The sequence below is a fragment of the Kribbella sp. NPDC004536 genome (assembly GCF_042873835.1).
Classification (GTDB): Bacteria; Actinomycetota; Actinomycetes; order Propionibacteriales; family Kribbellaceae; genus Kribbella.
Genome location: NZ_JBIALY010000001.1, coordinates 333,316 through 349,397, shown reverse-complemented (window position 1 = coordinate 349,397; position 16,082 = coordinate 333,316). Strand labels below are relative to the sequence as shown.

The 16,082-nt window shown below is 68.4% G+C and carries 12 protein-coding genes; 7 read left to right on the top strand and 5 right to left on the bottom strand.

The window, feature by feature from the left end; all coding sequences use genetic code 11:
- Positions 1-56 precede the first annotated feature (56 nt).
- The gene (locus tag ACFYRU_RS01695) at positions 57-2,804 is read left to right on the top strand and encodes a Calx-beta domain-containing protein (RefSeq protein WP_387651837.1); all 2,748 of its coding nucleotides are present in this window, start codon (positions 57-59) and stop codon (positions 2,802-2,804) included.
- 121 nt (positions 2,805-2,925) lie between these two features.
- Entirely contained in the window at positions 2,926-4,116 is a 1,191-nt protein-coding gene (gene moeZ, locus ACFYRU_RS01690; protein ID WP_387651834.1) for an adenylyltransferase/sulfurtransferase MoeZ, read from the top strand.
- On the opposite strand, the gene ACFYRU_RS01685 is transcribed toward moeZ, so the two are convergent.
- Together ACFYRU_RS01685 and ACFYRU_RS01680 are read right to left on the bottom strand one after the other, a co-directional pair.
- Positions 4,117-4,887, bottom strand: a complete 771-nt coding sequence (locus ACFYRU_RS01685) for a maleylpyruvate isomerase family mycothiol-dependent enzyme (protein ID WP_387651831.1) — start codon at positions 4,885-4,887, stop codon at positions 4,117-4,119.
- Complete coding sequence (locus ACFYRU_RS01680) at positions 4,877-5,524, bottom strand: TetR/AcrR family transcriptional regulator (RefSeq protein WP_387651830.1); 648 nt, start codon at positions 5,522-5,524, stop codon at positions 4,877-4,879. Before ACFYRU_RS01680 ends, ACFYRU_RS01685 begins: the two co-directional genes overlap by 11 nt.
- A gap of 78 nt (positions 5,525-5,602) precedes the next feature.
- On the opposite strand from ACFYRU_RS01680, the gene ACFYRU_RS01675 reads away from it, so the two are divergent.
- Positions 5,603-5,869 carry a DUF2277 domain-containing protein gene (locus ACFYRU_RS01675; RefSeq protein WP_130439916.1) on the top strand — a complete coding sequence of 89 codons (267 nt, stop codon included), beginning with the start codon at positions 5,603-5,605 and terminating at the stop codon, positions 5,867-5,869.
- On the opposite strand, the gene ACFYRU_RS01670 is transcribed toward ACFYRU_RS01675, so the two are convergent.
- The gene (locus ACFYRU_RS01670) at positions 5,870-6,880 is read right to left on the bottom strand and encodes a hypothetical protein (protein ID WP_387651828.1); all 1,011 of its coding nucleotides are present in this window, start codon (positions 6,878-6,880) and stop codon (positions 5,870-5,872) included.
- Between the two features lie 134 nt (positions 6,881-7,014).
- On the opposite strand from ACFYRU_RS01670, the gene ACFYRU_RS01665 reads away from it, so the two are divergent.
- The 4 genes from ACFYRU_RS01665 to ACFYRU_RS01650 all read left to right on the top strand — a co-directional run bounded on the left by ACFYRU_RS01665 (position 7,015) and on the right by ACFYRU_RS01650 (position 14,812).
- Complete coding sequence (locus ACFYRU_RS01665) at positions 7,015-7,854, top strand: TIGR03560 family F420-dependent LLM class oxidoreductase (RefSeq protein ID WP_387651825.1); 840 nt, start codon at positions 7,015-7,017, stop codon at positions 7,852-7,854.
- Between the two features lie 9 nt (positions 7,855-7,863).
- Positions 7,864-8,169 (top strand): MGMT family protein, encoded by a 306-nt coding sequence (locus tag ACFYRU_RS01660; protein ID WP_387651823.1) that lies wholly within the window; start codon positions 7,864-7,866, stop codon positions 8,167-8,169.
- Between the two features lie 60 nt (positions 8,170-8,229).
- A complete protein-coding gene (locus ACFYRU_RS01655; protein WP_387651820.1) occupies positions 8,230-11,448 on the top strand; it encodes an ATP-dependent helicase in 3,219 nt (1,072 codons plus the stop codon).
- Between the two features lie 139 nt (positions 11,449-11,587).
- Positions 11,588-14,812: a UvrD-helicase domain-containing protein gene (locus ACFYRU_RS01650; protein WP_387651818.1), complete on the top strand. Its 3,225-nt coding sequence runs from the start codon at positions 11,588-11,590 to the stop codon at positions 14,810-14,812.
- On the opposite strand, the gene ACFYRU_RS01645 is transcribed toward ACFYRU_RS01650, so the two are convergent.
- Both ACFYRU_RS01645 and ACFYRU_RS01640 read right to left on the bottom strand, forming a co-directional pair.
- Positions 14,790-15,341 carry a Uma2 family endonuclease gene (locus ACFYRU_RS01645; protein WP_387651816.1) on the bottom strand — a complete coding sequence of 184 codons (552 nt, stop codon included), beginning with the start codon at positions 15,339-15,341 and terminating at the stop codon, positions 14,790-14,792. The genes ACFYRU_RS01650 and ACFYRU_RS01645 overlap by 23 nt on opposite strands.
- Before the next feature lie 92 nt (positions 15,342-15,433).
- A complete protein-coding gene (locus tag ACFYRU_RS01640; protein WP_387651813.1) occupies positions 15,434-15,976 on the bottom strand; it encodes a Uma2 family endonuclease in 543 nt (180 codons plus the stop codon).
- Positions 15,977-16,082 lie beyond the last annotated feature (106 nt).

The window sequence follows — 16,082 nt, the reverse complement described above, 5'->3', positions numbered from 1 at the left end:
GATTCCGACGCGCCACTGAGACACGATCGAGCGGAGCGTCGGGTCAACTTGGGCGCGTGATTGGCAGAACCGCCCGAAATCTGTCCGTGGGGATCGCCGTACTGCTGGGGGTGGGGTCGCTGCCGGCGACCGCCGCGCCCCCAGTCGTTGCTCAAAGCAACCAGTGGGACGTGCGACCGCTCGCAGTGGGCTACCAACTGACCCTGCACCTCGACGCGCCCGCACCGATGCGCGCGTCCCTTCCGCTGTTGGAGGTCGACGGCAATCCCTTAGGTGTCGCGAAGCAGTCTCCGGACCGCAAGACGATGACCCTGGTCACTACTGATCCCTCTGTCGTCAAGGCTCATGACGTACGGCTGGTGTGGTCCGGGGACCTCGGTAAGGAGTCAAGTAAGAGCCGGAGTATCACTACGACCGCAGGGCCGACTGACGCCGACTGGCTGAAAGCCCGGCGCGGCCCATTGCTCCCGTCGGACCCTGGCGCTCTTGGTAAGTACAAGGTCGACACAGCTGAGTACAACCTCGGCGACGAAGCCGTGTACCTACCTGGCCTGAAGCACCGGTCCGAGCTGCGCGGCAAGATCTACTCGCCACATGGTGCGATCGGTCCACGGCCCGTGGTTGTCTTCCTGCACGGCCGGCACGATGTCTGCTACGGAGAGCCGAGCAACTCCGGTGACCTCGAGAAGCCGTGGCCGTGCCCGAAGGGGATGAAGGCGATCCCCAGCTACCGCGGTTACGACGGTCCGGCGACAGCGCTGGCCAGCAACGGCTACCAGGTCGTGTCGATCAGCGCGAACGCGGTCAACGCCTGGGACAGCGACGCGTACGACGCGGGCGCCCAAGCACGGGCCGAATTGATCCTGGACCACCTGGCACTGTGGCGTCAGTGGTCGACCGTCGGCGGTGGACCGTTCGGGACCCGCTTCGTCGGCAAGCTGAACCTGCAGGACGTCGGCCTCATGGGACACTCCCGCGGCGGTGAGGGCGTCGCCCGCGCGGCCCAGTTGAACGCGGACCGCGGCGGCCAGTTCGGCATCCGTGCAGTACTACCCCTCGCTCCGACCGATTTCGCACGCTCCACCGTTCCAGGCGTCGCCATGAGCGTCGTACTGCCGTACTGCGACGGCGACGTGTCCGATCTCGAAGGCCAGCAGTTCTACGACGACACCAGGTACTCCGTCGACGGAGACACCGCGCCCCGCTCGACCGTGCTGGTGATGGGCGCCAACCACAACTTCTTCAACACGGAGTGGACCCCTGGGCAGTCGACAGCGCCCTCGAACGATGACTGGGCCGGCGACGAGAAGGCATCGCCCTGCGGCGCCAAGTACGCGGGCAGGCTGACCGCGAAGCAGCAGCAGGCTGTGGGTACGGCGTATGTCGCGGGGTTCTTCCGCCTGCAGTTGGGACGCGAGACGCAGTTCCTCCCGCTCTTCGACGGCTCTGACTCGCGGGCGGCGTCAGCCGGAAAGGCCGTCGTACGGGTGACTTCACAGGAACCGCGGCGGGAGGATCTGAACCGCTTCGACCAAGCCCTGCCGGCAGGAGCTGTCAGCGGGAAGGCCACGGCGACCGTTTGTGCCGGTGTGACCAGCACTGCGGTCAGGGCTGCGCTACCGACCTGCATGACGACGGACGAATGGGCCAACGCGCCTCACTGGACCACGGCCTGGTTCGCGTCCAAGACGCCGACCACGGCTGTCACCAAGCTCACGTGGACGGGTACGGATGGCGTAGTACGCGTCAACGTCCCCGCCTGGCAACGCGACGTACGGCGGTTCGCCGCGCTGACGTTCCGCGCCGCGCCGGACCCGGCCGGTACGCCGAAGACCGACCTGACGGTCCGTGTCGTCGACGGGCACGGCAGAGCAGCCGCCGTACCGGTGTCAGCTGTCAGTGATGCCCTGGTGCGGATGCCCGGCGCAAACGACAGCGGTCTGCCCAAGAACCTCCTGCGCACAGTACGTATCCCTGTGGCGTCTCTGAAGGGCGTAGACCTGAGCGACGTACGCACTGTGGAGCTCAGGACGGACCGGGTCGCCAAGGGGTCGGCGTACGTGAGTGACCTGGCGTTCTCGTCGCCCGTGCTCGGGCTGTCGGCGCCTGCGGTCCTGCTGCCCAAGCTGTCCGCGTCGAACGTCACCGTGAAGGAGGGGGACAAGGGCACGCACACCGTGGACTTCTGGGTCCGCCTGTCGCGGCCGAGCATTCGACCGGTCAGCGTGTACGCCGAGACGAACGGAGAGCTCGGTACGACCGTCGGTGAGGTGGCGCAGCGCCTGGTGTTCAAGCCGGGAGAAGTACGCCAGAAGGTGACCGTACCGATCGTAGGCAACACCAGAGACAGCTACGACGTGCCGTTCAGCCTGGTGCTGTCAGTACCGCACAACGCGCTGCTGGACGAGTCCTTCGGGCACGGGCTCGTCAAAGACGACGACCCGACACCGAAGCTGACCCTCGGCAACGTGAAGACGGTGGAGAAGAACGGTGTGGTCAACTTCCCGGTCAAGCTGTCCGCGCCGAGCGACAAGTACGTCACGTTCGCCGGTGTCCTCAAGGACGGTACGGCGGTGATCCGCAAGGACTACCGGAGCGTCAACGACGACGGCACCGGACCGGTCGTCCGTGCCGTCGACGGCTTCGTCGAACCGGGCAAGACCACGGGTGAGCTCCAGGTGCGGATCCTCGACGACAGGGTGAAGGAGCCGACCGAGACCTTCAGTGCGGTGATCAACACGGTCGACGGCGCCGTACTGAAGGTCCCGACGACGCTCACAGTCACGATCACCGACAACGACTGAGACACGGGTACCGGGATGTGGACTCTGTCGGGGGTGCTTGAAAGAGTGCGGGAACATGGAGGCGGGACAGTTGGTTGAAAACCATCAGACCCCGTCCGATGTCTTCCTGAGGAGCCGACACGTGTCTTTGCCACCGCTGGTCGAACCGGCCGACGAGCTCACGATCGACGAGGTGCGGCGGTACTCGCGGCATCTGATCATCCCCGAGGTCGGGATGGCCGGGCAGAAGCGGCTGAAGAACGCCAAGGTGCTCGTGATCGGCGCCGGCGGCCTCGGCAGCCCCGCGCTGCTGTACCTGGCCGCGGCCGGTGTCGGCACCCTCGGCATCGTCGAGTTCGACACCGTCGACGAGTCCAACCTGCAGCGTCAGGTCATCCACGGTCAGTCCGACGTGGGCAAGTCCAAGGCGCAGTCGGCCAAGGAGTCGATCCTCGAGGTCAACCCGTACACGAACGTCGTCCTGCACGAGACCCGGCTGGACAACGACAACGTGTTCGAGATCTTCGAGCCGTACGACCTGATCGTCGACGGCACCGACAACTTCGCCACCCGGTACCTGGTGAACGACGCCGCGGTGCTGCTGCACAAGCCGTACGTGTGGGGTTCGATCTTCCGCTTCGACGGCCAGGTCAGCGTGTTCTGGGCGGACAACGGTCCGTGCTACCGCTGCCTGTATCCGGAGCCCCCGCCGCCCGGCATGGTCCCGTCCTGCGCCGAGGGCGGCGTCCTCGGCGTGCTCTGCGCGTCGGTCGGCGCCGCGCAGGTCACCGAGGCGATCAAGCTGCTCACCGGTATCGGCGACCCGTCGCTGGGCCGGCTGAACATCTACGAGGCGCTCGACCTCAACTGGCGTTCGCTGAAGGTTCGCAAGGACCCGAACTGCGCCATCTGCGGTGAGCACCCGACGGTCACCGAGCTGATCGACTACGAGAGCTTCTGCGGCGCGATCACCGAGGAGGCAGCCGACGCGGCAGCCGGCTCGACGATCTCGGTCAAGCAGCTCAGCGAGTGGATCAAGCTCAAGGACAACGGCGAGAAGGACTTCGTCCTGATCGACGTCCGGGAGCCGAACGAGTACGAGATCAACCGGATCCCGGGTTCGGTGCTGATCCCGAAGGCGGACTTCCAGACCGGTGTGGCGCTGGAGAAGCTGCCGCAGGACAAGCAGCTGGTCTTCCACTGCAAGTCCGGCGTCCGCTCCGCCGAGGTCCTCGCCATCGCCAAGGGCGCCGGCTTCTCCGACGCCGTCCACGTCGGCGGTGGAGTCGTTGCCTGGGTCGACCAGATCGACCCGAGTCAGCCTTCTTACTAACTAAAAAGGCATCCGGCAGGAAGCGATCGCCTCGGTGGCTACGGGATCACCCGTGACCACCGGGGCGTCGTCGCGTCCGGACAGCGTCCGCATGTAGCCGACCGCGTCCACCGCGGCGCGACCCACCGGCGCACCCCTCCCGAGCTGATAGGTCCCACCTCCCGCGCCGGTCAGTTCGACCTCCACCGCGGGCCGCTCGCCCCACCACGGCCCGTCGATCACGTCGTACATCACCTGCGCGACGAGCTCCTCGCCGTACGGCCCGACGTCGAACGGACGCCCGAGCGCCTGGCAGACGTCGTCGCGGTGCGTCCACAGGTCCCGCGCCAGCAGGATGTCGTGGATGTACCCGAGGTTCATCCGGAACCCGTTGACAGTCATCGCCATCCGCCGCAACAGTCCCGGCTCCGTCGAGATCCGCTCCGTCGCGCGCGACCACACCTCGTCGAACGACGTCCGCAGCCGCGCCGGCGGCGTACCGCGGTGCTCGTCCGCCTGCACCATCATGTGCGCGTCGATCCGCAGTACGTCCGGGTAGACCCGCTTCGCCTTCCGGTACCGCCGCGGGAACGACGTCAGGCTGTTCACGTCCTCGGCCTGCCCGATCAGGTGGCCCGCGATGTCCGCCACGTCCCACTCGTCGCAGACCGTACGGCGCTGCCATTCGTCCCCCTCGATCGACGCGAGCAGCTCGCGCCATGCCTGGAGCTCGGCGTCCCGGTGGATCCGGCAGCGCGCCCGGTCGGCCCGCCCGATCTTCTCAGCCAGCATTTCTCCCCCTGGTCGGTGCGTAGTGTTGGTAGAACATCTCGAGGACAAGCGGAAACAGCCGCGTGAAGCGACCCGACTCGAAGCTTGCGTCCGGTTCGTTCGCCAGTTGCTGCGACAGCACTCCGGAGGTGAGCGAGGTGAACACGGCGAGGCCCTCGTCGCTTGCGGCGTCCGGATGCAACCGGCTGGCTCCCACTCCGGCCTGCAGGTGCGCGCGGAGATCGGCCAGTGCCTCCTGCGCCGGCGCGAACGCTTCCGGGCTCGGCTCGAAACCGGGAATCGTCCGCCAGAACAGGAGCTGCGAGTAGACCTGGTTCTGCATGCTCCACCGCGCGAACGCCGTGGTCCCGATCAGGTGCAGCTCCACCACGTCGTCGGTCGTCGCCGCGGCGACCGCCTCCCGCTGCGAGGCCAGGAACAGCTCGGCGCCGCGCTGGAACAACGCGTCGTAGATCGCCATCTTCGACGGGAAGTACTGGTACAGCGACGGCGGCTGCATCCCGAGCCGCCGGGCCACCGCGGACAGACTGAGCGCCGCGACGCCCTCGGTGCCCATCAGTTCGACGGCGACGTCGAGGATCTCCCCGATCGTCTCCTGATGGCGACGGGTGCGACGGTCCGGTGCGGCAGTGCTCATGCCTTGAGGAAAACCTAATGCCATTAGGGATGTCAATACCTCGTAGATTGTCCTTGCCTGCGCGTACTGTCTGAAGGCATGTGCAGAAACATCACAGTGCTCCGGGGACTCGAGCCGTCCGCGACCTCCGAGGAGATCTACGCGGCCGCACTGCAGTACGTCCGGAAGGTGACCGGCGTCGGCTCGCTGAGTGCGACCACCCGCGGCCCGATCGAACGCGCCGCCACCGAGGTCGCCCGCATCACCGAACAACTCCTCGAGGAGATGCCGGCCCGCCGCACCCCACCCCAGACCGTCCCACCACTACGCCGCCCAGAGGTCCGCGCCCGCCTCGGCCTCGACTAACTAGTTCGCGGCCTTCGGCAGGAAGGCTGCGATCGCGCTGACGACCAGTGGGGCTAGTACGCCGATCGCGGTCACCGAGTCGGCGAAGAGCGGTCCGAGGTGGAGCAGGTGCTCGACCCGTTTCCGCTGCTGCATCCACTCGTCGGAGAGGTTCCCGTCCGCCGGCAGCGGGCAGACATGATCGGCGAGTTGCCCTGCCCGGTTCCGCCAGGCGACGAAGAACGGTACGGCGATCACGGACAGCGCGAGCGTGAACAGAGCGCCGTACAGCAGCACGTTCGCCGGCGGGAACTCGCGGGCCCGGTCCGGGTACACCGAGATGAACGCACCCCGCAGGGCGCCGGCTGACGCAACCGCGGCGATCACGCCGAACGCCGAGGTGAGCGCGCAGAACCAGAGCAGCTGCCACAGCCGGTTGAGCTGCGCGACGGCCCGATTGAACAACTGCGGGTCGTTGGTCTTGTCCTGCAACGCCCTGGCGTAGGCGTTGCCTTCCTCCGGTCGCTTGTCGACGTTGTTCGCGAGGTCGCGGCATTCGGCATGGGCGAGCCAGACGACGGTCATCCACGGGACCGCCGCGGCCAGCGCGGTCACCAGGACGACCGCGGTCCGCAGGTCCAGGTTCCGGACCGGAAGGTCGGGACCGACCCCCGGGAAGATCAGCCGGTAGCTCCCGGCGGCCGCGGCGCCGACGATCGCGTAGACCAGGTAACGCACCCGGTCCTGGTGCTTCGGGTGGAATCCCCAGTCGCCCGGATGCTGCAGAATCCTGATCGCCTGCAGGACGAGCACGGCGAACACGACCAGCGCCACGCCGGAGGTCGCCCGCCACACCGTCCACGGCACGCCCTCGACGAACGAGTCGCCGACCGGCGTCCCGTCGGAGCCGTCGACCCCGAGTAGGGCCGCGCCGCCGATCGCCGTACCGATCACGACGATACTGATCACCGGCGGCGGTAGCCGCGTCCAGAACGCGTCCTCCGCCAGCTTCCGTGGCAGCTCCGTCAGCATCCGATCCCCCAGCTCTCGCACCCTGCCTCAAGTCTCCCGATCGCGAGGGCCGATCGCCGCCGGATCCGGCGAGCCGCACCGGTGGACGGGGTAGGGTCGCCCTCGGGAAACGGTTGCCTCAAGGGAGGGCGCAGATGCGGTTCGCGATCAAGACCAGGCCGGAACACACCACCTGGCAGCAGATGCGGGACGTGTGGGTCGCGGCGGACGAGTTCGAGATCTTCGAGTCCGCCTGGCACTGGGATCACTTCTACCCGCTCAGCGGTGACATGCAGGGCCCGAACCTCGAGGCCTGGACGACGCTGGCCGCGCTCGCGCAGGCGACGTCGCGGATCCGGCTCGGCTGCCAGGTGACCGGGATGATCTACCGGCACCCGGCCGTGCTCGCGAACATGGCCGCGACCACGGACATCATCTCGAACGGCCGCCTCGAGCTCGGTATCGGCGCGGGCTGGAACGAGATGGAGACCGCGGCGTACGGCATCGAGCTGTACGGGTTGAAGGAGCGCTTCGACCGGTTCGACGAGGGTACGCAGGCGATGATCGCGCTGCTCACGGAGAAGGTCGCGAACTTCGACGGCAAGTACGTCAAGCTCACCGACGCGTACTGCAACCCGAAGCCGGTGCAGACCCCGCACCCTCCGATCACCATCGGCGGCAAGGGCCCGAACCGGACGCTGCGCGCGGTCGCCAAGTGGGCGCAGCAGTGGAACGTGATCGTCCCGAACCCGCAGGAGTGGAAGACGCTCAAGGACGTCCTCGTGCAGCGTTGCGAGGAGGTCGGCCGCGACGTCGGCGAGATCACCTGCTCGGTGAACGTCCGGATCGACCCGGACGGCTCGCTCGACACGGCGGTCGCCGAGGCCGCGGCGTACGGCGAGGCCGGCGTCGACCTGGTGATCATGAACCTGCCGCTGGACGCGCCGCCGTCGGTCCTCGAACCGCTCGCGAAGGCACTCGCCCCACTCGCCTAGATTGGTCCTGTGGATCGGGAGGAGTACGTCGAGGCGGTACTGCAGGCCGTGGAGTCGATCCCGGAGGGCAGCGTCGCGACGTACGGCGACATCGCCGAGTACGTCGGCCAGGGCGGACCGCGGCAGGTCGGTGCGATCATGCGCGAGTACGGCGCGAGCGTGCCGTGGTGGCGGGTGATCCGCGCGTCGGGCATACCGGCCGACGAGGTCGGTGACGAGCAGCTGCACCGGCTCCGGTCGGACGGTGTCCGGATCACCAACGGCAAGGTGAATCTGCGTGAGGTCCGTTGGGAGCCGCGTCCGCTTTCCGGCTGATCGGGCGAACGCCGGGGTGCCAGTTCGCGAACTGTCGGTGGCGTCTGCTGGGATGATGCGATGGTCGGCAGACAGGGTTCCCGGTACCGGTTGGTGCGGGAGGTGCAGCACAAGGCGGAGCCGCCGGTCCTCGATGCCGATCAGCAAGCTGTGGTGGACCACGCCGGTGGGCCGCTGCTCGTGCTCGCCGGTCCGGGCACCGGGAAGACGACGACCTTGGTGGAGGCCGTCGTCGATCGGGTCCGGAATCGTGGGCTGAGCCCCGACGAGGTGCTCGTGCTGACGTTCGGGCGGAAGGCGGCGACCGAGCTCCGGGACCGGATCACCGGACGGCTGGGGCGGACGACGCGGGTGATGCCGTCGATGACGTTCCACTCGTTCTGCTACGCGTTGCTGCGGCGGTTCACGCCGGCCGACGCGTTCGACGTACCGCTGCGGCTGCCGTCCGGTCCGGAGCAGTCGTTGCGGTTGACGGAGGCGTTGTCGGGCAGCCGTGAGGTCGGTGCGGTGCACTGGCCGGGGTCGCTGCATCCGGCGTTGAAGACGCGCGGGTTCACCGACGAGGTGCAGGCCGTGATCGGCAAGGCGCGGCAGCTGGGGCTCGACCCGGAGGACCTGTCCGCGATCGGGCGGTCGGCGGAGCGGGCCGAGTGGGTCGCGGTCGGCGACTTCTTCGAGGAGTACCTGCAGGTGCTCGACGCGGAGCAGGTGCTGGACTACTCCGAGCTGATCCACCGCGCGGTGATCCTGGCGCAGCAGCCGTCGGTGCAGGCGAAGCTGCGGACCGAGTTCAAGGCCGTGTTCGTCGACGAGTACCAGGACACCGATCCTGGGCAGACCAAGCTGCTGCAGGCCATCGCGGGCGACGGGCGCGACCTGGTGGTGGTCGGCGATCCGGATCAGTCGATCTACACCTTCCGCGGCGCGGACGTGCGTGGGCTGCTGCGGTTCACCGACGAGTTCCGCACCCGCGACGGCGCGGAGGCGGCGCAGATCGCGCTGGGTACGACGCGGCGCTTCGGGTCGACGCTGCAACGCGTCTCGCGGAACGTCGTCAACCGGCTCGGCGTGCCGGGTTCGCTGGACCGCGACACGTTCGACCGGTTCCGGAACCCGGACGCGTCGTCGTGCGTGTTCGGCCCGGGAAAGGTCGAGGCGAACCTGTACTCGACCAGTGGTGCCGAACTCGAGCACATCGCGGACCTGCTCCGGCGGGCGCACGTCCAGGACGGCATCGGGTGGAGCGAGATGGCCGTGCTCGTACGGTCCGGGAGCCGCTCGATTCCGCCGTTGCGCCGGGCCCTGGCCGCGGCGGGCATCCCGGTCGACGTCGCGGGTGACGAGTTGCCGCTGTCGCGGGAGCCTGCGGTGCGGCCGATGCTGCTCGCGTTGCGGGCGGTGGCGGATCCCGAGACCCTGACGGTGGATGTCGTACGGGCGTTGGCGCTGTCGCCGTTGGGGGCGATGGACGCGGGGCAGCTGCGGCGACTGGCCCGGGTACTGCGGCGCCGCGATCGGGACGCGGCGGGCGGTCAGCGGTTGCCGCGGTCGTCGGACGAGCTGCTGCGGGAGGCCATGCTGAACCCGTTGCTCCTCGACGAGGAGGCCTCGCCGGCCGAGGCCCGGTTCGCGGCGCTCGGCGAACGGTTGCTCAAGGCAAGGAACATCGTGACCGCGGGTGCGGCGCCGGACGAGGTGATGTGGTCGCTCTGGTCCGACTCGCCGTGGCTGCGGCGGCTGCGCGGGCAGGCGTCGTCTGGTGGCGAGACCGCGCGGACCGCGAACCGGGACCTGGACTCGTTGTGCGCGTTGTTCGACGCGGCCGGGCGGGCCGAGGAACAGGTCGGTTTCAAAGGGGTTTCGGCGTTCCTTTCGGAGTTGGAGTCGCTCGACATCGCGGGTGACAACCGGTTCGACGGGACGTACCGCGAGGCCGGCGTACAGCTGATGACCGCGCACCGGTCGAAGGGTTTGCAGTGGCGGCTGGTCGTCGTGGCCTCGGTACAGGAAGGGCAGTGGCCGGACCTACGGCGGCGGGGGTCGCTGCTGGAGCCGGACCGGTTGGGTCCGGACGGGCTGATCGATCCGTTGTCGGCGGGTGCGTTGCTCGCCGAGGAGAGACGGCTGTTCTACGTCGCGATCACCCGGGCGCGCGAGCGGTTGATCGTGACCGCCGTCCAGGCGCCCGAGGCGGACGGCGACCAGCCATCCCGATTCCTTGCCGAGCTGGACATTCCTTTGAAACTGGTCGCGGGGCGGCCGCGGCGGCCGTTGTCGCTGCCGGGACTGGTCGCGGATCTGCGCTGCGTGCTGGCGGATCCGGCGTCGTCGCCCGCGTTGAAGCGGGTCGCTGCGGATCGGTTGGCGCAACTGGCGTCCGCGGTCGACGACCGCGAGGAGGCGTTGGTGCCGACGGCGGATCCGGCGCGCTGGTGGGGCGTACGGGAGCGGACCGAGTCGGTACGGCCGATCGCGGATCCGGCGCAGCCGGTGCCGTTGTCCGGGAGTGCGCTGACGACGATCGTGGACTGTCCGTTGCGGTGGTTCCTGACCCGGCGCGCGGGCGGCGAGACGCCGAGTACGTCGGCGATCGGGTTCGGCATGGTGCTGCACACGCTCGCGGACGCGGTCGCGACCGGAGTGCTGCCGCCGTCCGTCGACGAGCTGAACGGGTGGCTCGACAAGGTGTGGACGCAGCTCGAGTTCGAGTCGGCGTGGATCTCGGACCGGGAGCGAGCCGAGGCGGAGCAGGCACTCCGGCGGTTCGTGGCCTGGCACCAGGGGCGGCCCGAGCGGACACTGGTCGGCACGGAGGTCGAGTTCGACGTACTGCTTCCTGATGAGGAGCATCCGGCGGTTCGGGTCAAGGGGCGGATGGACCGGGTCGAAACGGATCCGGAAGGCACCGTCCGGGTCGTCGACCTGAAGACCGGGCGGAACATCCCGACCAAGCCGGCGCTGGCGCGGCACGTGCAGCTGGCGATCTACCAGCGCGCGATCAACTCCCGCCAACTGAAGAAGCTCGGCGAGGACGCGGTCGCCGGTGGAGCCGAGCTGGTGCAGCTGCGCCACGACGACAACGGCGGCTTCCCGAAGGTGCAGCACCAGGGACCGCTGGAGACCGACGAGGACGGCAAGACCTGGCTCGACGAGGCCGTCGACGACGCGGAGAAGCTGATCCGCTCCGAGGACTTCGTTGCCCAGCGCAATGATGGGTGTACGCGGTGCGAGGCGCGGGCGCTCTGCCCGATCCAACCCGAAGGCCGGGAGATCGTATGAGCCGGCGGAACGCGGTCGTGCTTCGCCAGGTCCAGGGGGTGTGCACCCCCTGCGGAGGCCGAGGACAGGAAATAGCGTGTGTCGGGCCCCGCGTTCTTGTTCAAGGGCCCGCTTGGTGGTCGGCTGGGGAGGGGGCGCGGTGACGGGGGTTCAGTTGGGCTCGACGGCGGAGCTGTGTGACCTGCTGGGGATTCCGTTCTCGGATCAGCAGCTCGCCGCTATTACCGCTCCGTTGGCGCCCGGCGTGATCGTGGCCGGGGCGGGGTCGGGGAAGACGACCGCGATGGCTGCGCGGGTGGTGTGGCTGATCTGTACGGGGCAGGTCAAGCCGGAGGAAGTGCTCGGGCTGACGTTCACGAAGAAGGCTGCGAACGAGCTCGACGTACGGATCCGGGAGGACCTGACCAAGGCCGGCGTGCTCGGATCGACGCTGCCCAAGGAGCAGCACCCGATCCTGGCCGCGCATCTGCGCAGCAACATCCCGAACTGGGAGCCCGAGGAGCCGGGCGAGCCGGTCGTCTCGACATACCACGCCTTCGCCGGGACGCTGATCGCGGAACACGGCCTGCGGCTGGGCCTCGAGCCGGATTCGCGGGTGCTCGCGGACGCGACCCGGTTCCAGCTGGCCGGCCGAGTGGTCCGCCGGTCCGCCGGGCCGATCCGCTTCGCGTCGCACCACGTGCCGACACTCGTCAACAGCCTGCTCGCGCTCGACGGCGAGCTCGCGGACCACCTGCTCCGCCCCGACGACATCCGCGACCACGACGACGGCGTACGGCAGGAAGTCGCGGCGGCGCGGAAGCAGACGGTCGAAGTACGCAAGCTTGCCGAGACCGCGTTGAAGCGCGGGGAGATCCTGCAACTCGTCGAGGAATACCAGGCGTACAAGGGGGAGCGGGGCGTTGTCGACTTCGCCGACCAGATGGCGCTCGGCGCGCGGCTCGCGGAGGAGTGCCCGGAAGTGGCCGCGGTCGAGCGCGGGCGGTACAAGGTCGTACTGCTGGACGAGTACCAGGACACCTCGGTGTCGCAGCGGCGGATGCTCACCGCACTCTTTGCTGCGGGTGACGGGCGCGGGCATCCGGTCACCGCGGTCGGCGATCCGTGTCAGGCGATCTACGGCTGGCGCGGTGCGTCGGTGGCAAACCTGGACGAGTTCCCGTCGCACTTCCCACAGGCCGACGGTTCGCCGGCTTCGCGGTATGTGCTGAGCGTCAACCGTCGGTGTGGAAGCCGGATCCTGGCTGCGGCCAACCAGCATGCGGCCGAGTTGTACGAGCAGCATCCCGGGGTGATTCCGCTCGAGGCGCCGGCGGATGCGCCGGAGGGTGCGATCACGGTCGGGCTGTTCGAGACGCGTTCGCAGGAGGTCGAGTGGGTCGCCGACGCGATCGTCGCGGCGCACCGGACTCGCAACCGCCGATGGAAGGACATCGGCATCCTGATGCGGACGAACGTCGACCTCAGCGCGGTGCACGAAGCGCTGATCGCGCGGAAGGTCCCGGTGGAGGTCGTCGGTCTCGGTGGGCTGCTCGCGCTGCCCGAGGTCGTCGACGTGGTCGCGACGCTGCAGGCCGTCAACGATCTGACGGCCAACGCGGCGATGCTGCGGATCCTCACCGGCCCGCGGTACCGGATCGGTCATCGGGATCTCGCCCTGCTCGCGAACCGGGCGCGGATGCTTGCCGACGCCGGCTCGCATCAGGCCGACGATCTGGTGTCCGCGCTGGACGCTGCCGTCGCGGGGATGGACTCGACCGAGGTCAGCTCGCTCGCCGAAGCCGTCGACGACCCGGGTCCGCTGGAGTACGCGCCGGAAGCGCTGGTGCGCTTCAAGGAGCTGTCCGTCGAGCTCCGCGAACTGCGCGCGCACGCGGCGGAGCCGCTCCTCGATCTGGTCCGGCGGGTGATCAGCACGATCGGCCTGGACGTCGAGCTGACCGCGACGCCGGACCACGTCGACGCCGGCCGGCGCGACCACCTCGCCGCGTTCCTCGATGCCGTCGGCAACTTCGTGTCGACCGAGTCCGACGGGTCGCTCGACGGTCTGCTCGCGTACCTCGCCGCCGAGGAGGAGTACGCCGCCGGCCTCGACCTCGCCGTACCGAGCGAAGCCGACTCGGTGAAGCTGCTCACCACCCACCGGTCCAAGGGACTCGAATGGCCGGTGGTGTTCGTGCCGACGCTGGTGTCGAAGGTGTTCCCGTCGGATCGCGGGCGGGACAAGTGGACGACCAACGCGAAGGTGCTGCCGTGGCCGTTGCGCGGTGACGCCGACACGTTGCCGGACATCCACGACCTGACGAACGCCGGGCTGAAGGTGTTCGCCGACGAGTGCAAGGACCTGAACGCGCTGGAGGAGCGACGGCTCGGGTACGTCGCGTTCACCCGGGCGAAGGAGATGCTCGTCGCGACCGGGCACTGGTGGGGTCCGACGCAGAAGCGGCCACGCGGCCCGTCGTCGTACCTGTCTACTTTGAAGAAGTTCGCAGGCGAACGCGTGGTGCAGTGGGCCGAGCAGCCGGAGCTCACCGACGAGAACCCAGAGCTCGCCGAACAGACCCAGGCGCCGTGGCCCACGCCTTACGACCGGGACTCGTTCCAGCGCCGGCTGGAGTCGGCAGCCCTGGTCGAGCAGGCGCGTGCCGAAGGTCCGTCGGCCGAGGCGGAGGAGTCGCTGCTGCTCGACGAGCAGGCGACGGTCGCCCGCTGGGACTCCGAGCTCGAACGGTTGTTGTCCGAGGCAAAGGAAAGCCGGAGCCGGAAGGCGTACGACGTGACGCTGCCGGCCGCGCTGTCCGCGACCCAGCTGATGCGGCTGGCGAAGGACCCGGACGGGCTCGCCGCCGAACTCGCCCGGCCGATGCCGCGCAAACCCAACCGGGCGGCGCGGTTCGGCACCCGCTTCCACGCCTGGGTCGAGAGCTACTTCGGCCAGCAGCTACTCCTCGACCCCGACGACCTGCCCGGCGCCGCGGACGAGGACATCGTCGACGACACCGACCTGACCACGCTGATGGACGCCTTCCGCGACGGCCCGTTCGGCGACACCACCCCGTACGAGATCGAGGCCCCGTTCGCCCTGGCCCTCGACGGCCGGGTGATCCGCGGCCGCATCGACGCCGTCTACCAACTGGTCCGCCCCGACGGCTCCCGCGGCTACGACGTCATCGACTGGAAGACCACCCGCGGCGAAACCGCCGACCCCCTCCAGTTGGCCATCTACCGAGTCGCCTGGTCCGAACTGATGAACATCCCCCTGTCCCAAATCACCGCCGCCTTCTACTACGTCCGCACCGGCGACATAATCCGCCCCCAAAACCTCCCCGACAAGGCAGAACTCACCACCCTCCTGAACGGCTGACCCCCACCCGCACCGGAAACGGCACCTCCGCCTCGAACACCCCACCCTCACCAACCACAGCCCGCTCGACATACCGCCCACCCTCCAGCTCGAGCACGGTCAAAGTCCCCACCTCCACATCAAGCATCCAGTAAGCCGGCACACCGGCACGCTCGTACAACACAGGCTTGAGCACCCGATCCACGGTCCGTGTCGTCGACACGACAACCTCAACCGCCAACGCCAGGTCCTCGACCCATCGCGTCCCGGTGTCCTCGGCAGGCAGCACCAACAGGTCCGGCACTACCGCCAGACGACTGTTGGGCCGGAACTCCAGCGGCCCGTGCAGAACCTCGAGATGATCAGGGCACGCGGCAACCATCTGCATCAGCAGGTTGCTGAGCGCGCGCTGATGTGTCGCCGACGACATGTAGGTCAGTAGTAGGACTCCGTCAACAAGCTCGTACCGTGCGCCCTCGTCGGGCGCTGCGTCGAGGTCGGCAGTTGTGAACTCACCGGGTCTTATTGGCCACATGCTCCGACCCTGCACCAGGCAGGCACAGTTACGGGAGGGCAGATGAGCATCTGCCCCAGGTTGCCCCGAACGCGGGCGAGCCGGAGCGCTCGGCGTGTTGAGCGCGGCTAGTGGAGCCGGAACAGATCGGCCGGGACGATCCGTACCGGAAAGGGCAAGGTCGCGTCGAGGACGTCGTCGCCATGAACGACGTCCCGCTCGACATATGCGCCGTCCACAAGCTCAAGCACGGTGAGGCTCTCCTTGTCCGGATCGAGGATCCAGTACGAGTGGACGCCGGCCTGCTCGTAGACGCCCCGCTTCAGCAGGAGATCGATCATTCTGGAGCTGGGGGACAGAATCTCAACTGCGAGGAGCAGCGGCCGCTCGGCATGCTGCGGGTTCGTATCGTCTGGACCACAAACGAGCACGTCAGGCTGCAACGATCGCTCCGAGGTCGGCTGGTAGTCGAAAGGCGCCTCGAAGATGTCCAGTCCGCCAGGTGATGCGAGTTTCAGCTGGAAATGCAGTTCCGCGGCCGCTCGCTGATGGAGCCGCGAAGGTCCGGGAGTCACGAACAGGCCGCCGTCGATGATCTCGCGCCGCCTGCCGTCGTCGGGCGCGGTCTCGAGGTAGGCCAAGGTGTAGGCCCCTGACTCAAGTGGTTCCACGGACACAATGGTGCCTCCTTCTCGGTCACAGGACCAGCATGGTGGGCATGAGTGGGTGTTTGGAGCCGATTTGGCGATCTGCCCCGGGTTGCCCCGTGATCTGCCC

Coding starts and splice junctions, on each gene's coding strand:
- ACFYRU_RS01685 (WP_387651831.1), bottom strand. CDS start 4,887: ATGCTGGCTGAGAAGATCGGGCGGGCCGACCGGGCGCGCTGCCGGATC.
- ACFYRU_RS01675 (WP_130439916.1), top strand. CDS start 5,603: ATGTGCAGAAACATCACAGTGCTCCGGGGACTCGAGCCGTCCGCGACC.
- ACFYRU_RS01670 (WP_387651828.1), bottom strand. CDS start 6,880: ATGCTGACGGAGCTGCCACGGAAGCTGGCGGAGGACGCGTTCTGGACG.
- ACFYRU_RS01655 (WP_387651820.1), top strand. CDS start 8,230: ATGGTCGGCAGACAGGGTTCCCGGTACCGGTTGGTGCGGGAGGTGCAG.
- ACFYRU_RS01680 (WP_387651830.1), bottom strand. CDS start 5,524: ATGAGCACTGCCGCACCGGACCGTCGCACCCGTCGCCATCAGGAGACG.
- ACFYRU_RS01665 (WP_387651825.1), top strand. CDS start 7,015: ATGCGGTTCGCGATCAAGACCAGGCCGGAACACACCACCTGGCAGCAG.